The organism is Photobacterium sp. Alg240-V54 (assembly GCF_900537155.1).
Taxonomy (GTDB): domain Bacteria; phylum Pseudomonadota; class Gammaproteobacteria; order Enterobacterales; family Vibrionaceae; genus Photobacterium.
On sequence record NZ_UNRL01000004.1, the window covers coordinates 230051 to 243476 of the forward strand.

A 13426-nucleotide genomic window follows, 5' to 3' on the forward strand; every position below is an offset into this window, starting at 1 on the left:
GATAATAATCGACTATTTTAATCGGGTATTATGCTGGATCAAGCGATTACGCCATTTATATTGATAGTAATAGTTAAAGTAATCTTTTAGCACGTGATCTTGTGAGCAAATAACAATGAAATGTATGTTTATAATGTATATGTGTATAGAATGCTGAACCTTAAAAAAATAAATATAAATTTATTTAAGATTGTGTTGTTAGTGTTTGTTGATGGTGTGTAAGTAAAGAGAGAATTAATGAATATTACTATTGCATTCAGTTTAGTCGTTATTATGTGTATATCGATGTTGAGTCTCGCTGCTGAAGCGAATACTGGCTTAATCATTGGCAAAAAAGCCACAGTAGATGGCAGTATTGTTATTGCTAGAAATGAAGATTATAAGGTCAACAACTGGAATAAGTATCAGGTCTATCGCCCTAAAGTAACAACGACAAAGAAGCAATGGTTATTAGGTAATGGACTAGTGGTGCCAATGCCGCCTATTTTATACGCCTATTCGGCGATGCCGGACTGGAACGCAGCCACATTAGCGCATGAAGGGAAGAATTTTGAAGAGCGCGGTATTAATCAATTTAATGTTGCGGTATCTGCCACAACAAGTGTTGATATTAATCAGCGGGCTTTGGCTGCAGATCCATTAGTCAAAAATGGAGTAATAGAGGCAAATATTCCAACCCTTGTTTTACCGCAAGCTAAAACGGCAAAACAAGGAGTAGAGTTGTTAGGACGTTATATTGAACAATATGGCGCAGGTGAGGGGAATAGCTTATATATTGCCGATATTAATCAAGCATGGTTAATGGAAATAGGCTCAGGTCATCATTGGATTGCAGTTAAAGTCCCTGATGATAGTTATGCTATGTTGGCAAATGGATTACGGATCCATGGTATTAATTTACACTCAAAAAATGTGTTACATTCCAAAGGATTATTTGAGTTTGTTCAGCAACATAAATTGTTAGCGCGTCCTCAGCAAGCAGATTTTAATTTTGCCAAAGCCTTTGGAGTGATAGGCGATACCTCAAATATCGATCGTGAATGGCTTGGGCAACAAATATTATCACGTTCAGTTGGGCAACAAGTGCGACAGCAGCAATATCCATTATTTATGAAACCAGACTCTAAAATCAGCCTTAGTAACGTTGTGAGTGTATTGAGTGCAACCTATGAAAATACCGCATTAGCCCATTCAGGCGATCGTCCTATTCGTGTTGATCGTCAAATAGAATCGCATATTATTCAGTTAAGACCCAATATGCCAGCTCCTTTTCAAGGGGTGATTTGGCAAAGCTACGGTATATTGTCTGAATCAATTTTAATTCCTCTCTATGCAACACTACATGATTTTCCTGCAGCATATAAGACCGGCACCGATGAGTATTCTGATGACTCTGCTTATTGGCAATTTAGAAGTCTAACAACGCTCGCCACTACACATCCTATAAAGTATTTATCGTTTATTAATAACAACTGGCAACGCGCGCAGCATAAAATTTATCAAACCTTTGCCAATACTGATAAACGTTTAATTAGCCTTTATCAACAAGATCCAACCGCTGCGGTTAAAGTATCGGTAGATTATTCAACAAGACAGTTAAATCAAATGCTAATGTTAGCTAAAAAAATGCGCTATAGAATCATGACAGATTTAACTAAAAGTACAGAAAATGGTTATTCAAGTTCTAACTATATGAATATTATAAGCCTTTAAATACAACAACGCCTTGTAGATAAATGACTCACTACAAGGCGTTAATTTAGGCAATAAGTAAACAATTACTGATTAAGTGTAATCTCAGTCTCTAAATCTTTTAATGCCATTTTTTGAATGTTAATACCAAACATCATCATGATAAGGCACCAGTTTAGGTAAGGTAATTTACCTGCACGTAAACTTTCATTGACGTTTTCTGGCTTCCAATTAAATAATGCAGCGATATTGTCAGTTGTCATTTCTGCAAATAAACCACTGTCGATCAATTTCGCGAATTGATCGCTTGTTGGGCATACAAATGTATTTTGACTACCAAATGCAGAAGGCTTAAATAAACGCAATACACGTTTAATTTCATCAACTTCAATCACTTTACCATTGGTTGCGATGTTAGGTCGGCCAATCAATGCGGCAATAAAGCACCAGCAAGGGTAAGGAATTGAAGAAACATCTAATGGCTCTTTCTTATATTTAGCTGTCCAATTACAGATGTTTTTTTCTTGCAGGCCAGTTGCTAATGTAAGTTGCTTTGCATCATAACCATTATCTTTCAATAAGTTGATTGCTTCTGCAACCTCAGAAACTAGAGGCTTGCTCCACGTTGCAAAAGGGGTAAAGACATTTTCTCTAATCAAAACGATATTCCAATTGACAGTGTAATTCGAGTACTTTGCTAATGGTGCTGATCATACGTGTTCGGTGCTATATGTCTATTAATATCCGCTGTTATAAATAAGATAGAAACAAGGATTTGATAATAAGTAATAACAGCACAATCAAAATAATGTTAACAAAAGTCTAGACGACTGGTCTAGTCGAGTTTATAGTTGAGCTCATGAATACAAAAACACACGATACACGTCAGCATATTCTTAACGTTGGTTACCAACTTGTGGTTGCTAAGGGATTCACAAATGTTGGCTTGTCAGAATTATTAAGAACAGCAGCTGTACCAAAAGGTTCTTTTTATCATTATTTTAAATCGAAAGAGCAATTTGGTGAGGCGTTAATTGAAGATTACTTTGAATCTTACCTTGAGCATGTCGCTGCGATTTTAATTCAAGGTCAAGGTAATGGTTTTGAACGCTTAACTGACTATTTTTCACGTTGGTTAGAGATTGATAATGGTACCTGTAACGTCAATAAATGCGTAGTTGTTAAGCTAAGTGCTGAAGTATCAGATCTTTCTGAACCAATGCGAGAAGCATTAAAAATTGGGGCTTATAGCATTGTTAACTTAATTGCACAGTGCATTGAAGACGGTATAAAAGATGGCACGATCACTGTAAAAGATAGCCAATTAGCGGCACAAACATTGTATCAATTATGGCTTGGTGCCAGTTTATTTTATAAGTTGAGCCAAGATTTGCAGGTATTACAGCAAGCGTTAGCGACAACTAAAGCTCAACTACGTCCTGAAATTTAAATGGTTTAATGATAATTATCCCGTTATGAAAACAACGGGATTTTTTATCATTTAGCACTAGACGACTGGTCTATTGCTTGTTTTTGGAAATGAAAAGGAAAGCTCAATGACAAACGTAAATCGTAAAATCGTATTAGCTTCTCGCCCTGTAGGCGCCCCTGTGGCAGAGGATTTTTGTCTACAACAAACTGCTGTACCAACGATAACGGAAGGGGAGGTTTTACTGCGTAGTGTATATCTATCTTTAGATCCATATATGCGTGGCCGTATGAGCGATGCTAAATCCTATGCAGAACCTGTTGCTTTGGGTGAGGTGATGGTTGGCGGTACGGTATGTCAAGTTGAGCAGTCAAATCATGCTGATTACCAACAAGGTGAATGGGTATTATCTTATTCAGGCTGGCAGGATTATGCAATTTCCAATGGTGAAGGGTTACTTAAATTAGGCATGCATCCAACACATCCATCTTATGCCTTGGGTGTGATGGGGATGCCTGGTTTTACTGCTTATATGGGGCTACTTGATATAGGCAAACCGCAACAAGGTGATACGATTGTTGTTGCAGCAGCAACAGGTGCAGTTGGTTCTATGGTTGGTCAAATTGGTAAAATCAAAGGTTGCCGTGTTGTTGGTGTTGCGGGTGGTGAACAAAAATGTCGTTACGCCAAAGAAGTATTAGGTTTTGATGATTGTATCGATCATAAAGCGAATGACTTTGCCGAGAAATTAGCTGAAGCGTGTGAACAAGGCATTGATGTTTATTATGAAAATGTGGGTGGTAAAGTGTTTGATGCGGTGTTGCCTCTATTAAATACTGGTGCACGTATTCCATTATGTGGGTTGATTTCTCAATATAATGCCACTGAATTACCGCAAGGGCCCGATCGTATGTCGATGTTAATGGGCACGTTACTGGTGAAACGTATTAAGATGCAAGGGTTCATTATCTTTGATGATTATGCTGATCGTTATGATGAATTTGCTGCTGATATGAGTCAGTGGCTCGCTGAAGGTAAAATTCATTATCGTGAAGATTTAGTACAAGGATTAGAAAATGCACCACAAGCATTTATTGGCTTATTAGAGGGTAAGAATTTCGGCAAGCTAGTTATTCAAACTAATTCAGCGCAATAACAAGGCAGATTATATTATGATCACATTGCATCACTTAAATAAGTCACGTTCAAAGCGCATCATTTGGTTATTAGAAGAACTGGGTTTGGAATATGAAGTAAAACCTTATCTTCGTGATAGCGTTACTTTTTTAGCGCCACCAGAATTGAAAGCTGTTCATCCGTTAGGAAAATCTCCTGTTATTGAAGATAATGGATTAGTGATTGCTGAATCAGGGGCTATTACTGAATATTTGATTCAAACCTATGGTGCTAATCTCGCTCCTAAGCTTGGAACAACGGCTTATGTTGAATATTTACAATGGTTGCACTTTGCTGAAAGCTCGGCAATTTTACCGTTATTATTAAAGATGTTTGTTGCTAAAGATGGCGCAAAAACCAATTTCTTAGAAGGTTATGCTGACGGCGAAGCTGAAAAAGTGATCGGTTATTTTGAACAATGTCTTGAGGGTAAAACCTATTTGGTTGAAGAACGACTCACTGGAGCGGATATCATGATGTCGTTTATTGCTGAAATACTGCAAAATAACGGCATGATAGAACACTATCCTAATATTCAACGCTATCAAGCACACTTAGCAACCCATGATAAATTTGCTAAAGCTGATCAGGTTGAACAGCAATTTGATTAAAGCAAACGGCTACTAGATAAAGGTCACGTTAAGTGGCCTTTTTTGAATGTAAAAAATCGCTACCAGCAGTATGCTAATAGCGATTCTTTGATGCAAGATTACTGTTTATTTTCAAGCGTGTTTTTTAGTTGGTCACGCTCTTTAGTGATACGTTGTAACTCTGCTTTTAGCTGTACAATTTCAGCATGAACATCTGTATGTGGATGAGATTTAGCTTGCTGTTCTGTGTCTTCGATGATGATATCTTTACCACTCTTAGTACGTACAATAACATGTGAACGACCCGCAAATAACGCTAACAATGCCCATACAATACATACACCTGCAGTCATAAGTAGTGGTGTGTGCCAGCTACCTGTCATTTCATGTAATGAACCAAAAATGATAGGACCAGTTGCAGCAAGTAGATAACCCATACATTGCGCCATACCTGATAGCGCTGCAGCTTGATGTGCGTCATGAGTACGAATACCGACGAACGATAGACCAAGAATAAAACCACCACCACAGCTGAAACCGAAAGCAATAACCCATACAATTGCGTGCTCTGGCATAAATAATAGGCCAAGAATACCCACAAATGACAGTATCGCCATTGCCACACTCATGCCGCGCTTATCTTTCATTTTTGCCATTAGTGGAATAAGTACTAACGCTGGAATGGCTGTTGAAAGTTGAAGAATACCGTGAATATAACCTGCTTGGTTTTCTGTGTAACCATTATCAATAAGGATACTAGGTAACCAGCTGATAAAGATGTACATAATAAATGAGTTAAGACCAAGGAAAATCGTTACCTGCCAAGCTGCTGCTGAACGCCATAAGTAACTATGGCTATCAATATCAGCAGTATCAGCTGATGGACGAGTATGACCACTTAACTGTGGTAACCATACTAAGATAGACAGAGCTGGAAAAATAATTACACCAGCAAGTGAAAATGCCCAGTTTGGAATAGCCGTAATATGAAGTTTTTCTGCTAAATTAAACAAAGGAATAGCAGAACTAGAGCTTACTGTTGAACCAATACCCATAACAAGTACATAAACAGCTGTTAATGTTGGTACTTGAGTTGGAAAGTCTCTTTTAAGTAAACTTGGTAGTAATACGTTACCGATGGCAATACCGACACCAATAATACAGGTACCTAAAAATAGCATAGTCGTTGAACCAGAAGAACGAACTACGATACCTGCTGCGACGAGTACCAGTGCCAACATAAGTGAGGGCTCAAGTCCCATCTTTCTTGCTAGGCCAGAAGATATTGGTGAGAAAATGGCAAAGGCTAGCAAAGGTAATGTGGTAAGCATACCGGCTTGTGTTGCTGATAAGCCAAGATCATGAGAAATAAAATCTAGAATAGGACCTAGACCTGTGATTGGTGCACGAAGGTTACTTGCAATGAGCAAGATTCCTGCGATCACCAGCGCTGGATGCGCAATCTTACGTACGTTGTGTGACATATCAGTCTCCTATAAAAGCGTTGGAATAATAATAAACTTTACTTTTATTTCTGTATTCGGGTATATTGACAATTCATATCTAAAAACGGACATAGCATGAATTTTAAAACCAGTTTTATGGAATTTGATACCGATCTCTACCCACAGAAGGTACTGGCATTACGTATTGCTGGTGTTGAAAAGGAAGAAGAAGTGCCATTTCATCAACATCATAAAGGTCAATTAGTGATGCCTTTGACGGGCTTTGCGAAGTGTCATATTAATGATGCAGTATGGATGGTGCCAGCACATTGCGCAGTATGGATCCCAAGCCAAGTCCCCCACAGTAATCGAATTTCAACTGATGCAGATGTATGTATGCTATTTGTTGAGCAAGATATTATCGGCATGCCAAACAAAGCCTGCACACTTTCTATTTCGCCTTTACTGCGAGAATTAATTGTACGCCTTGCGCAAGAAGAGCAGGATTACGATAAAGAAGGGCCAGTCGCACGTTTAGTCGACGTATTAGTTGATGAATTAACATCAATGCCAACGGAGCATTTTGATTTTCCGATTCCGGCAGAACATCGTTTAAATCAAATCGCGAAACGACTATTGGCAAATCCAGGTGATAGAAATACAGTGGGTGAGTGGGCGACACAGTTTGCAATGAGTGAGCGAACATTAGCGCGTCTAGTTAAGCAGGAGATAGGCTTAACATTTGGTCGTTGGCGTGGGCAGTTACATATTGTGGTAGCACTTCAAAAATTATCAATGGGTGAGTCAGTCCAGCGCGTAGCAGAAGACTTAGGCTATGAGTCTGTAAGCGCATTTATTTTGTTTTTTAAAAAAACCTTAGGGCGACCGCCAAAGCAATATATGAAAGAGCGAGAATAGACAGATTTGTTATCAATATGTATATCAATAATCAAGTTTAGATAAACGACATAGACATAGTGATCAAGCTAAGCGCATGATAAATTAGTCTACTTCATTAGTATTTTTTGTATTGAGTAAGGAATACGTTATGTCCCGATGGCTAGCCTATCACGGTGATAGTATCTATTTGGATGAATTAATTTATCAACCTGAACATTCATTAATTCAGCAAAGTGTTGAATCTAATAAAAAGCGGACGATTCGGGTTAATGGCGATGGGTTTGGATTAGGTTGGTATTCTCATCGCGCATTACCTGGTTATTACCATGATATTTTACCGGCATGGGGTGATGAAAATTTACGTTCGTTAGCTCACCATATTAGCTCACACCGTTTTATGGCACATATTCGCCATTCAACAGGATCACAAGTATCACGAGTTAATTGTCATCCGTTTGTGCTTGATAATTGGATGTTTTTGCATAACGGTCATATTGGTGGTTTTGATCGGGTTAAATTTACGCTGGTACGTCAATTAACAGAAGAACTATTTTTAAAACGGGTAGGCACAACCGATAGTGAATTGATTTTTTTGATGATGATTAAGAATGGCTTAAGAGTCGATCCTATTGCTGCGATTAATCAGACGTTATATGAAATTGAACAGGCAATGGAAGATAAGTCGATCACTGAACCACTAACAACGTCGCTGTGTATTTCAGATGGTGAGCAATTTTGGGTCGTGCGTTATAGCTCTGATCATCAGCCACCTCCAGTGTTTCTTCAACGATCATCAAATAAGACGATCATTGCATCTGAGCCTTTAGATTATTCAGATACGTGGCAAAAAATTCCTCGTCAGACAATTACTCATATAGTAAATAATCATTGCTCTCAATATGATTTAATTATTGATTAATCTATTACTATCGTAAGTTTAAAAGGCAGTTATATACTTTCAATTAGAAAGTGTGAATTAATAACTGCCTTTTTGATAGCGATAACATTACCCTATAGCGATTCTTATAAGTCGATTAGGGTAGTATTACAGTGTTAGTCAATGTTATAACCTTGACACTAAGCACCTGAAAATTCATAAGTCTTGTTAGTGTTTGATGTCATTTGCGTGATAATCGCATTTTGAAGTTTATTCGCTGTTGCCATTGCTTGGTTAGTCACCGTTAATTCAAAATCATTTAACAAGGCTTGTGCTTTTTGAGGTTGAGTTTTATAGATTGCTAAGTATTTTTTTTCCGTTTCTTTCATTAATGCGGTTTGCTTATTCTCAAATTCGGCATACGCAGTTTTCACCATTGGTGCAAACTGATTATAGTCAGTCATGGCTAGGGTTTGTACCTTACGTAATTGCCAATAAGCCGAGAAATTATCCGCAGTTTTACCAACCCCTGTTTTATAGATAGCTGGAATTTTTGCCCCTTGATAAAACGCAATATAAGGGGTGAGGTCGGTCATACCCCAACCAATATAAGCAACTTCTCCAACAGCTTGCGGAAGCGTCGGCCTAACTTGCAGAATGTGAGATTGATAAGTTCTAAAGACAGATATTGGTCGATAAGCTTCATTAGGATTAACGTTGGTATAAGGGTCGTGCGATGTGCCTTGATAGTGGTTACGTAATCCTTGTTTTATATCGTTGACAGATAATTTGTGGGTCGGCATTGCAAAGACTGGAAAGTTTAATGGATTGGCTAATGTTGTTTTAATTCCGTGCGTATACATCTTCTGTAAAACATGGACTCGCGGGTAGTTATAGAGTCGATCATTGGCATTATCTACAGAATAGATTTTATGAAAATTAAAAGGGCCATCATGAGCGGGTTTATAAATACCCTGATCAATTGCAAAGGTAATCAGTGTTGGGCTTGAAAGATATTTATCAGTGTCATTCGGATGAAAACGTTGTAGCCGACCTTGATTGGCTGAAACAAAATAATCCTTATTATCCAGTTTAGTTGCCATCCATTGATGACCACTGCCTGTTTCTAAATACCAAATCCCCGTTTTATCAACAAAAGCGACGCCAAACCCTTCGGCTGCACCTTTTTTTTCAATAATACGGCCTAATAGCTGCACACCATCTTTGGCTGTTTTCGCGCGCGGTAAAATGACATTAACAATTGAATCTTCATTAATTCCGGTCTCATCATTATAAGGATCAATAGCAAGTGCTGTGGGATTGTTATAAATGGTTTCAGTGGCAGACATACCAACACCTAACTCATTAAAACCTGCTGAACCAAACGAGGTATCTTGCGTTTTGGCTTTAGAAAAACTGCTATAAGCCAAACTTGTTTGGGGTAGCGGATAACTAAAAGAATTACTGTTAGATTTAAATTCACCGTGTTTATTGGTTTGATGAGGATGATTAAACCAATGAGAGTTCACTAACGGGCTATGATCCGCGTTTCTCGCAATAATATAGCTGCCATCTATTGTTGCTTGGTTGCCAATGAGAATAGTTGTACAAGCGAAGACGGAGGGGGAAAGGGTTGCCGCAACGACGGCACAAATTAATGTAGATTTCATTAGTGTCTCTATAGAGGCGAAAAATTGCCTTCTACTATAGGGGATAGAAACACAGCTATTTGCGTAAAACATCACATTCGCTGGATTATGAAAATAGACAAAATGGTAACTAAGTTTGCAGTTATTATTTCCAATATGATTTGGTCAGTAATGAATTTGTAGTGTGCTAAAACGTATTTTTAGAGGTTTTTTTTATGGTTACGATGATTTTTGTTTGTTATTAGTTGTTTTTGTACGACAAAATATAAGTTTCTGTTTTTAAATTACAAACTAATAAAAATGTTTGTTTGTGCGCTTTTTCATTGAAATTTAAAGATAAAATTATCTGGCGTTACTATAAAGATACTGATAGTGTGTCTTCCCTCACACACAGCGTGAGACATTTATGCAACGCAATACAAGCCAAATTAGTAATGACACAACACCAAACATTGTTATGGGACTAAAGGGTTTAGATAATAAACTTGTTCCAGCAATAACGATTGGGTTTATTACCTTATTCGTCCTTTCTGCTTTAATTGATATGCCCACTTTCACGGCAATGATTCAAACATCATTTAGCTCCGCAGCTAAAACTTTTGGGTCAAGTTGGCAGTGGTTGATGCTCATTAATTTTTTCCTAGCATTAATTGTCGCGATTAGCCCATTAGGTAAGAAAGTCATGGGCAGTGTCAGTAAACCGACAATTGGCACATTTCGTTGGTTAGCAATGATCATGTGTACACTACTTGCTGGTGGTGGTGTTTTTTGGTCGGCAGCCGAGCCTATTTACCACTTTATGACACCTTCGCCATCATTTCCTGGCATAGAAGGTGGTACTCTTGCCGCTGTCACTCCGGCATTAGATCAAGCTTTTTTACATTGGGGATTTCTTGCTTGGGCGGTATTAGGTACGCTATCAACAATTGTACTTATGTATGCTCACCACGAGCATGGTATTAAATTACGTCCACGCGCTTTATTATTTCCACTTTTTGGACATCGTTTAGAAAATCATTGGTTAGGCAGTGTGATTGACGCTTGTGCTATTATTGCCGTTGCTGCTGGTACAATTGGGCCGATTGGATTTTTAGCATCACAGCTAGGTTACAGCTTAGAGTTATTAACCGGCTTAGAAAATAACACTCAATCTCAGCTTATTATTCTGGCGGTTGTGGTCGCGATTTACTCGGTTTCTGCAGCATCAGGTATGGATAAAGGCTTGCAGTGGTTATCACGTCTTAATGTTATTGGTGCGTTTGTACTATTAACAGCCATGTTACTTTTAGGGCCGACAACGTTTTTGCTCAAAGAGTTTGGTGCTGCTTTTGGCAGTTATTTACAAAATATGGGCACAATGAGTTTAACAACGGCCAAGCCTGAGTGGGACTTATGGTGGACATGGTTTTTCTGGGGCTGGTTTATTGGTTTTGCACCAATGATGGCGATTTTTATTGCACGAATCTCCGAAGGCCGCAGTATTCGTAGTTTGATCCTCTGCGTGGCTGTTGGTGCGCCGATTGCGACAAACTTTTGGTTTGCAGTGCTTGGTGGTACAGGTATTTCATTAGAGCTTAATAATCCAGGTATTATCTCTGGACCATTAAATGATGGTGGCTTACCGTCGGTATTATTAGCAACATTATCTAATTTACCCTTGAGTTATATTTTATTACCTGCCTTTTTAGTGCTGACGACAACCTTTGTGGTTACCACGGGCGATTCAATGGCATATTCAATTGCAATGGTGGTGTCAGGGGATAATGAACCGAGCAGTAAGCATCGTTTATTTTGGGCGATTACCATGGGGGTTGTTGCTGCGGTATTGTTACTTGCTGGTGATGGTGGTTTAAAGGCACTACAATCGTTTATTGTTATTACCGCAGTACCTGTTTCATTACTGATTGGGTTAACTTTATTAAGTGGGCCGATTGCCGCATTGAAAATGACATGCTCATCAAAAACGACTAAAACAGCTTAAATAACGCCAATATGATGTGATTAATATATTGTAAGTTAACGCTTAAAATTAAACCGAAAGTATTATTCATGCTTTCGGTTTTTTTATGGAGATTGACAAGAGCTATTTAGTGTCGATATTACCTTCTTGTATCTTAGCCTTACAGCGCTTGACTAAGGCGTGAGTCATCCCGCGGAAAATAAATAAGTGTGCTGGCATCATTGCAAACCAATACAGAAGCCCCAGAAAACCTTTGGGATGCCACCATGCACGAATATCAACAGTTCGATGATCGCCACAATCTTCAATTGTGAACTCTAAACGACCTAAACCAGGGGCTTTCATACCAAATAACAAAGACAGGAAATGATTTTTCTCTAGGCTGATCACTTTCCATGAGTCGATTTTATCGCCTAATTGCAGCTGATGTGGATCACGACGATGACGTTGTAGTGCATTGCCACCAATCATAGCGTCCATCCATTCGCGAACACGCCATAGGCTATTGGCATAAAAATAACCTTCCTCGCCACCTATCAGCTGTACTTGACGCCAAAGGTCTTCACAACTTGCGTCTGTTTTGAGTGTATAACCTGCTTGTTTAGGGTAATAGCCATAACCCGTTTGCCAACGTAATAATGCATCAGGATCAAACCCCCAAATCTCACTCTTCACTAACTCAGTATTCATTGCTAAGGTTTCTTGGATCGCTTCTTCATAATTAAGCAAATGTTGAGGAATTCGGCGCTGAAGTTCACTACCATCAGCAGGAAGGTCGCAGCTTAAACCGCCAATCAGTGCGCGTGCAATATTGGTTGGTACAGAGGTGATAAAACGAAGCCAATAAGCTGCCATTTTAGGGCTTAACCATTTTAATGGAATGACGCGAATAGTTTTACTGTGCATTTTACTTAGTCTGACCATTTGATCTTTATAAGTCATTTGCTCTGGGCCTGCGACATCTAAAATAAGATTATGTTCTTGAGGGCTATCGATAAGCTCTGTGAGGTAATAGAGCAGGTTACGCAATGCAATGGGGGAGTTACGGGAGGTCACCCAACTTGGGGTTAGCATAACGGGTAGGTGATAGACAAAATCTTGCATTACTTCAAAGGCCGCAGAGCCTGGGCCAATAATAATACCTGCACGCAGTTCTGTTATGCATTTGCCACTTTCACGAAGAATGTTGCCCGTTTCTTTACGCGCACTTAAGTGTTTTGATTGTGCTGTGTTTATTTGTGGTTGTAATGCGCCAAGATAAACAACATGCTCTACGTTACTAAGGCCGAGATAATGACTAAAACGACGCGCACAATCGAGTTCAAAGTCAATAAAATCATGGCCGTGGTTCATACCATGAACTAAGAAATAGACCGTATCAATATCTGTAAATAGAGCAGTTAAATCCTGATCAACATCTAAATCTAATTCAACCAACTCTAAATTATCAATACTTCCCCAACCACGCTTTTCTAATAATTTAAGATTACGTCCTGTTGCTCTTACGTGATGACCAAGTTCCAATAAGTTTGGTACTAAATGACTTCCTATATAGCCAGAAGCTCCGACGACAAGAATATTTTTGCTCATTAACTAACCACTCTAAATTCTGTGTTGCGATATAGGAATGCAAAAATGCTGTTACTAAATGTTTTAAGATCGTATTTTTAGATAATGGCTTTTTATTGATTAAAAGCAATCAGAAACT

General features: G+C 38.7%; 11 protein-coding genes. 7 read left to right on the top strand and 4 right to left on the bottom strand.

Going from position 1 to position 13426, the window contains the following annotated elements:
* The first annotated feature begins 237 nt into the window (after positions 1-237).
* A complete protein-coding gene (locus G6R09_RS12800) occupies positions 238-1713 on the top strand; it encodes a C69 family dipeptidase (protein WP_065168516.1) in 1476 nt (491 codons plus the stop codon).
* 65 nt (positions 1714-1778) lie between these two features.
* On the opposite strand, the gene G6R09_RS12805 is transcribed toward G6R09_RS12800, so the two are convergent.
* On the bottom strand, positions 1779-2351 hold the full coding sequence (locus tag G6R09_RS12805) for a hypothetical protein (RefSeq protein WP_065168515.1): 573 nt from the start codon (positions 2349-2351) through the stop codon (positions 1779-1781).
* Positions 2352-2551: 200 nt separating this feature from the next.
* Between G6R09_RS12805 and G6R09_RS12810 the strand changes: the two genes are divergently transcribed.
* The 3 genes from G6R09_RS12810 to G6R09_RS12820 all read left to right on the top strand — a co-directional run bounded on the left by G6R09_RS12810 (position 2552) and on the right by G6R09_RS12820 (position 4908).
* Complete coding sequence (locus G6R09_RS12810) at positions 2552-3142, top strand: TetR/AcrR family transcriptional regulator (RefSeq protein ID WP_065168514.1); 591 nt, start codon at positions 2552-2554, stop codon at positions 3140-3142.
* Between the two features lie 106 nt (positions 3143-3248).
* Positions 3249-4277 (top strand): NADP-dependent oxidoreductase, encoded by a 1029-nt coding sequence (locus G6R09_RS12815; protein ID WP_065168513.1) that lies wholly within the window; start codon positions 3249-3251, stop codon positions 4275-4277.
* A 16-nt stretch (positions 4278-4293) separates the two neighbouring features.
* On the top strand, positions 4294-4908 hold the full coding sequence (locus tag G6R09_RS12820) for a glutathione S-transferase family protein (protein WP_163922845.1): 615 nt from the start codon (positions 4294-4296) through the stop codon (positions 4906-4908).
* Between the two features lie 98 nt (positions 4909-5006).
* On the opposite strand, the gene G6R09_RS12825 is transcribed toward G6R09_RS12820, so the two are convergent.
* A complete protein-coding gene (locus G6R09_RS12825; RefSeq protein ID WP_065168511.1) occupies positions 5007-6371 on the bottom strand; it encodes a CynX/NimT family MFS transporter in 1365 nt (454 codons plus the stop codon).
* A 96-nt stretch (positions 6372-6467) separates the two neighbouring features.
* Between G6R09_RS12825 and G6R09_RS12830 the strand changes: the two genes are divergently transcribed.
* Positions 6468-7250 (top strand): helix-turn-helix domain-containing protein, encoded by a 783-nt coding sequence (locus G6R09_RS12830; RefSeq protein ID WP_065168510.1) that lies wholly within the window; start codon positions 6468-6470, stop codon positions 7248-7250.
* Between the two features lie 130 nt (positions 7251-7380).
* Positions 7381-8151 carry a class II glutamine amidotransferase gene (locus G6R09_RS12835; protein ID WP_065168509.1) on the top strand — a complete coding sequence of 257 codons (771 nt, stop codon included), beginning with the start codon at positions 7381-7383 and terminating at the stop codon, positions 8149-8151.
* A gap of 158 nt (positions 8152-8309) precedes the next feature.
* On the opposite strand, the gene G6R09_RS12840 is transcribed toward G6R09_RS12835, so the two are convergent.
* A complete protein-coding gene (locus G6R09_RS12840) occupies positions 8310-9779 on the bottom strand; it encodes a C69 family dipeptidase (protein ID WP_163922848.1) in 1470 nt (489 codons plus the stop codon).
* A gap of 385 nt (positions 9780-10164) precedes the next feature.
* Here G6R09_RS12840 and G6R09_RS12845 point away from each other — a divergent pair, with 385 nt between their 5' ends.
* Positions 10165-11739, top strand: a complete 1575-nt coding sequence (locus G6R09_RS12845; protein WP_163922851.1) for a BCCT family transporter — start codon at positions 10165-10167, stop codon at positions 11737-11739.
* Positions 11740-11841: 102 nt separating this feature from the next.
* On the opposite strand, the gene G6R09_RS12850 is transcribed toward G6R09_RS12845, so the two are convergent.
* Positions 11842-13308 carry an SDR family oxidoreductase gene (locus G6R09_RS12850; RefSeq protein ID WP_163922854.1) on the bottom strand — a complete coding sequence of 489 codons (1467 nt, stop codon included), beginning with the start codon at positions 13306-13308 and terminating at the stop codon, positions 11842-11844.
* Positions 13309-13426: the final 118 nt, after the last annotated feature.

Excerpts from the sequence above, each read along its gene's own strand:
- G6R09_RS12800 (WP_065168516.1), top strand. The coding sequence starts at position 238 with ATGAATATTACTATTGCATTCAGTTTAGTCGTTATTATGTGTATATCG.
- G6R09_RS12810 (WP_065168514.1), top strand. The coding sequence starts at position 2,552 with ATGAATACAAAAACACACGATACACGTCAGCATATTCTTAACGTTGGT.
- G6R09_RS12815 (WP_065168513.1), top strand. The coding sequence starts at position 3,249 with ATGACAAACGTAAATCGTAAAATCGTATTAGCTTCTCGCCCTGTAGGC.
- G6R09_RS12820 (WP_163922845.1), top strand. The coding sequence starts at position 4,294 with ATGATCACATTGCATCACTTAAATAAGTCACGTTCAAAGCGCATCATT.
- G6R09_RS12825 (WP_065168511.1), bottom strand. The coding sequence starts at position 6,371 with ATGTCACACAACGTACGTAAGATTGCGCATCCAGCGCTGGTGATCGCA.
- G6R09_RS12830 (WP_065168510.1), top strand. The coding sequence starts at position 6,468 with ATGAATTTTAAAACCAGTTTTATGGAATTTGATACCGATCTCTACCCA.
- G6R09_RS12835 (WP_065168509.1), top strand. The coding sequence starts at position 7,381 with ATGTCCCGATGGCTAGCCTATCACGGTGATAGTATCTATTTGGATGAA.
- G6R09_RS12840 (WP_163922848.1), bottom strand. The coding sequence starts at position 9,779 with ATGAAATCTACATTAATTTGTGCCGTCGTTGCGGCAACCCTTTCCCCC.
- G6R09_RS12845 (WP_163922851.1), top strand. The coding sequence starts at position 10,165 with ATGCAACGCAATACAAGCCAAATTAGTAATGACACAACACCAAACATT.
- G6R09_RS12850 (WP_163922854.1), bottom strand. The coding sequence starts at position 13,308 with ATGAGCAAAAATATTCTTGTCGTCGGAGCTTCTGGCTATATAGGAAGT.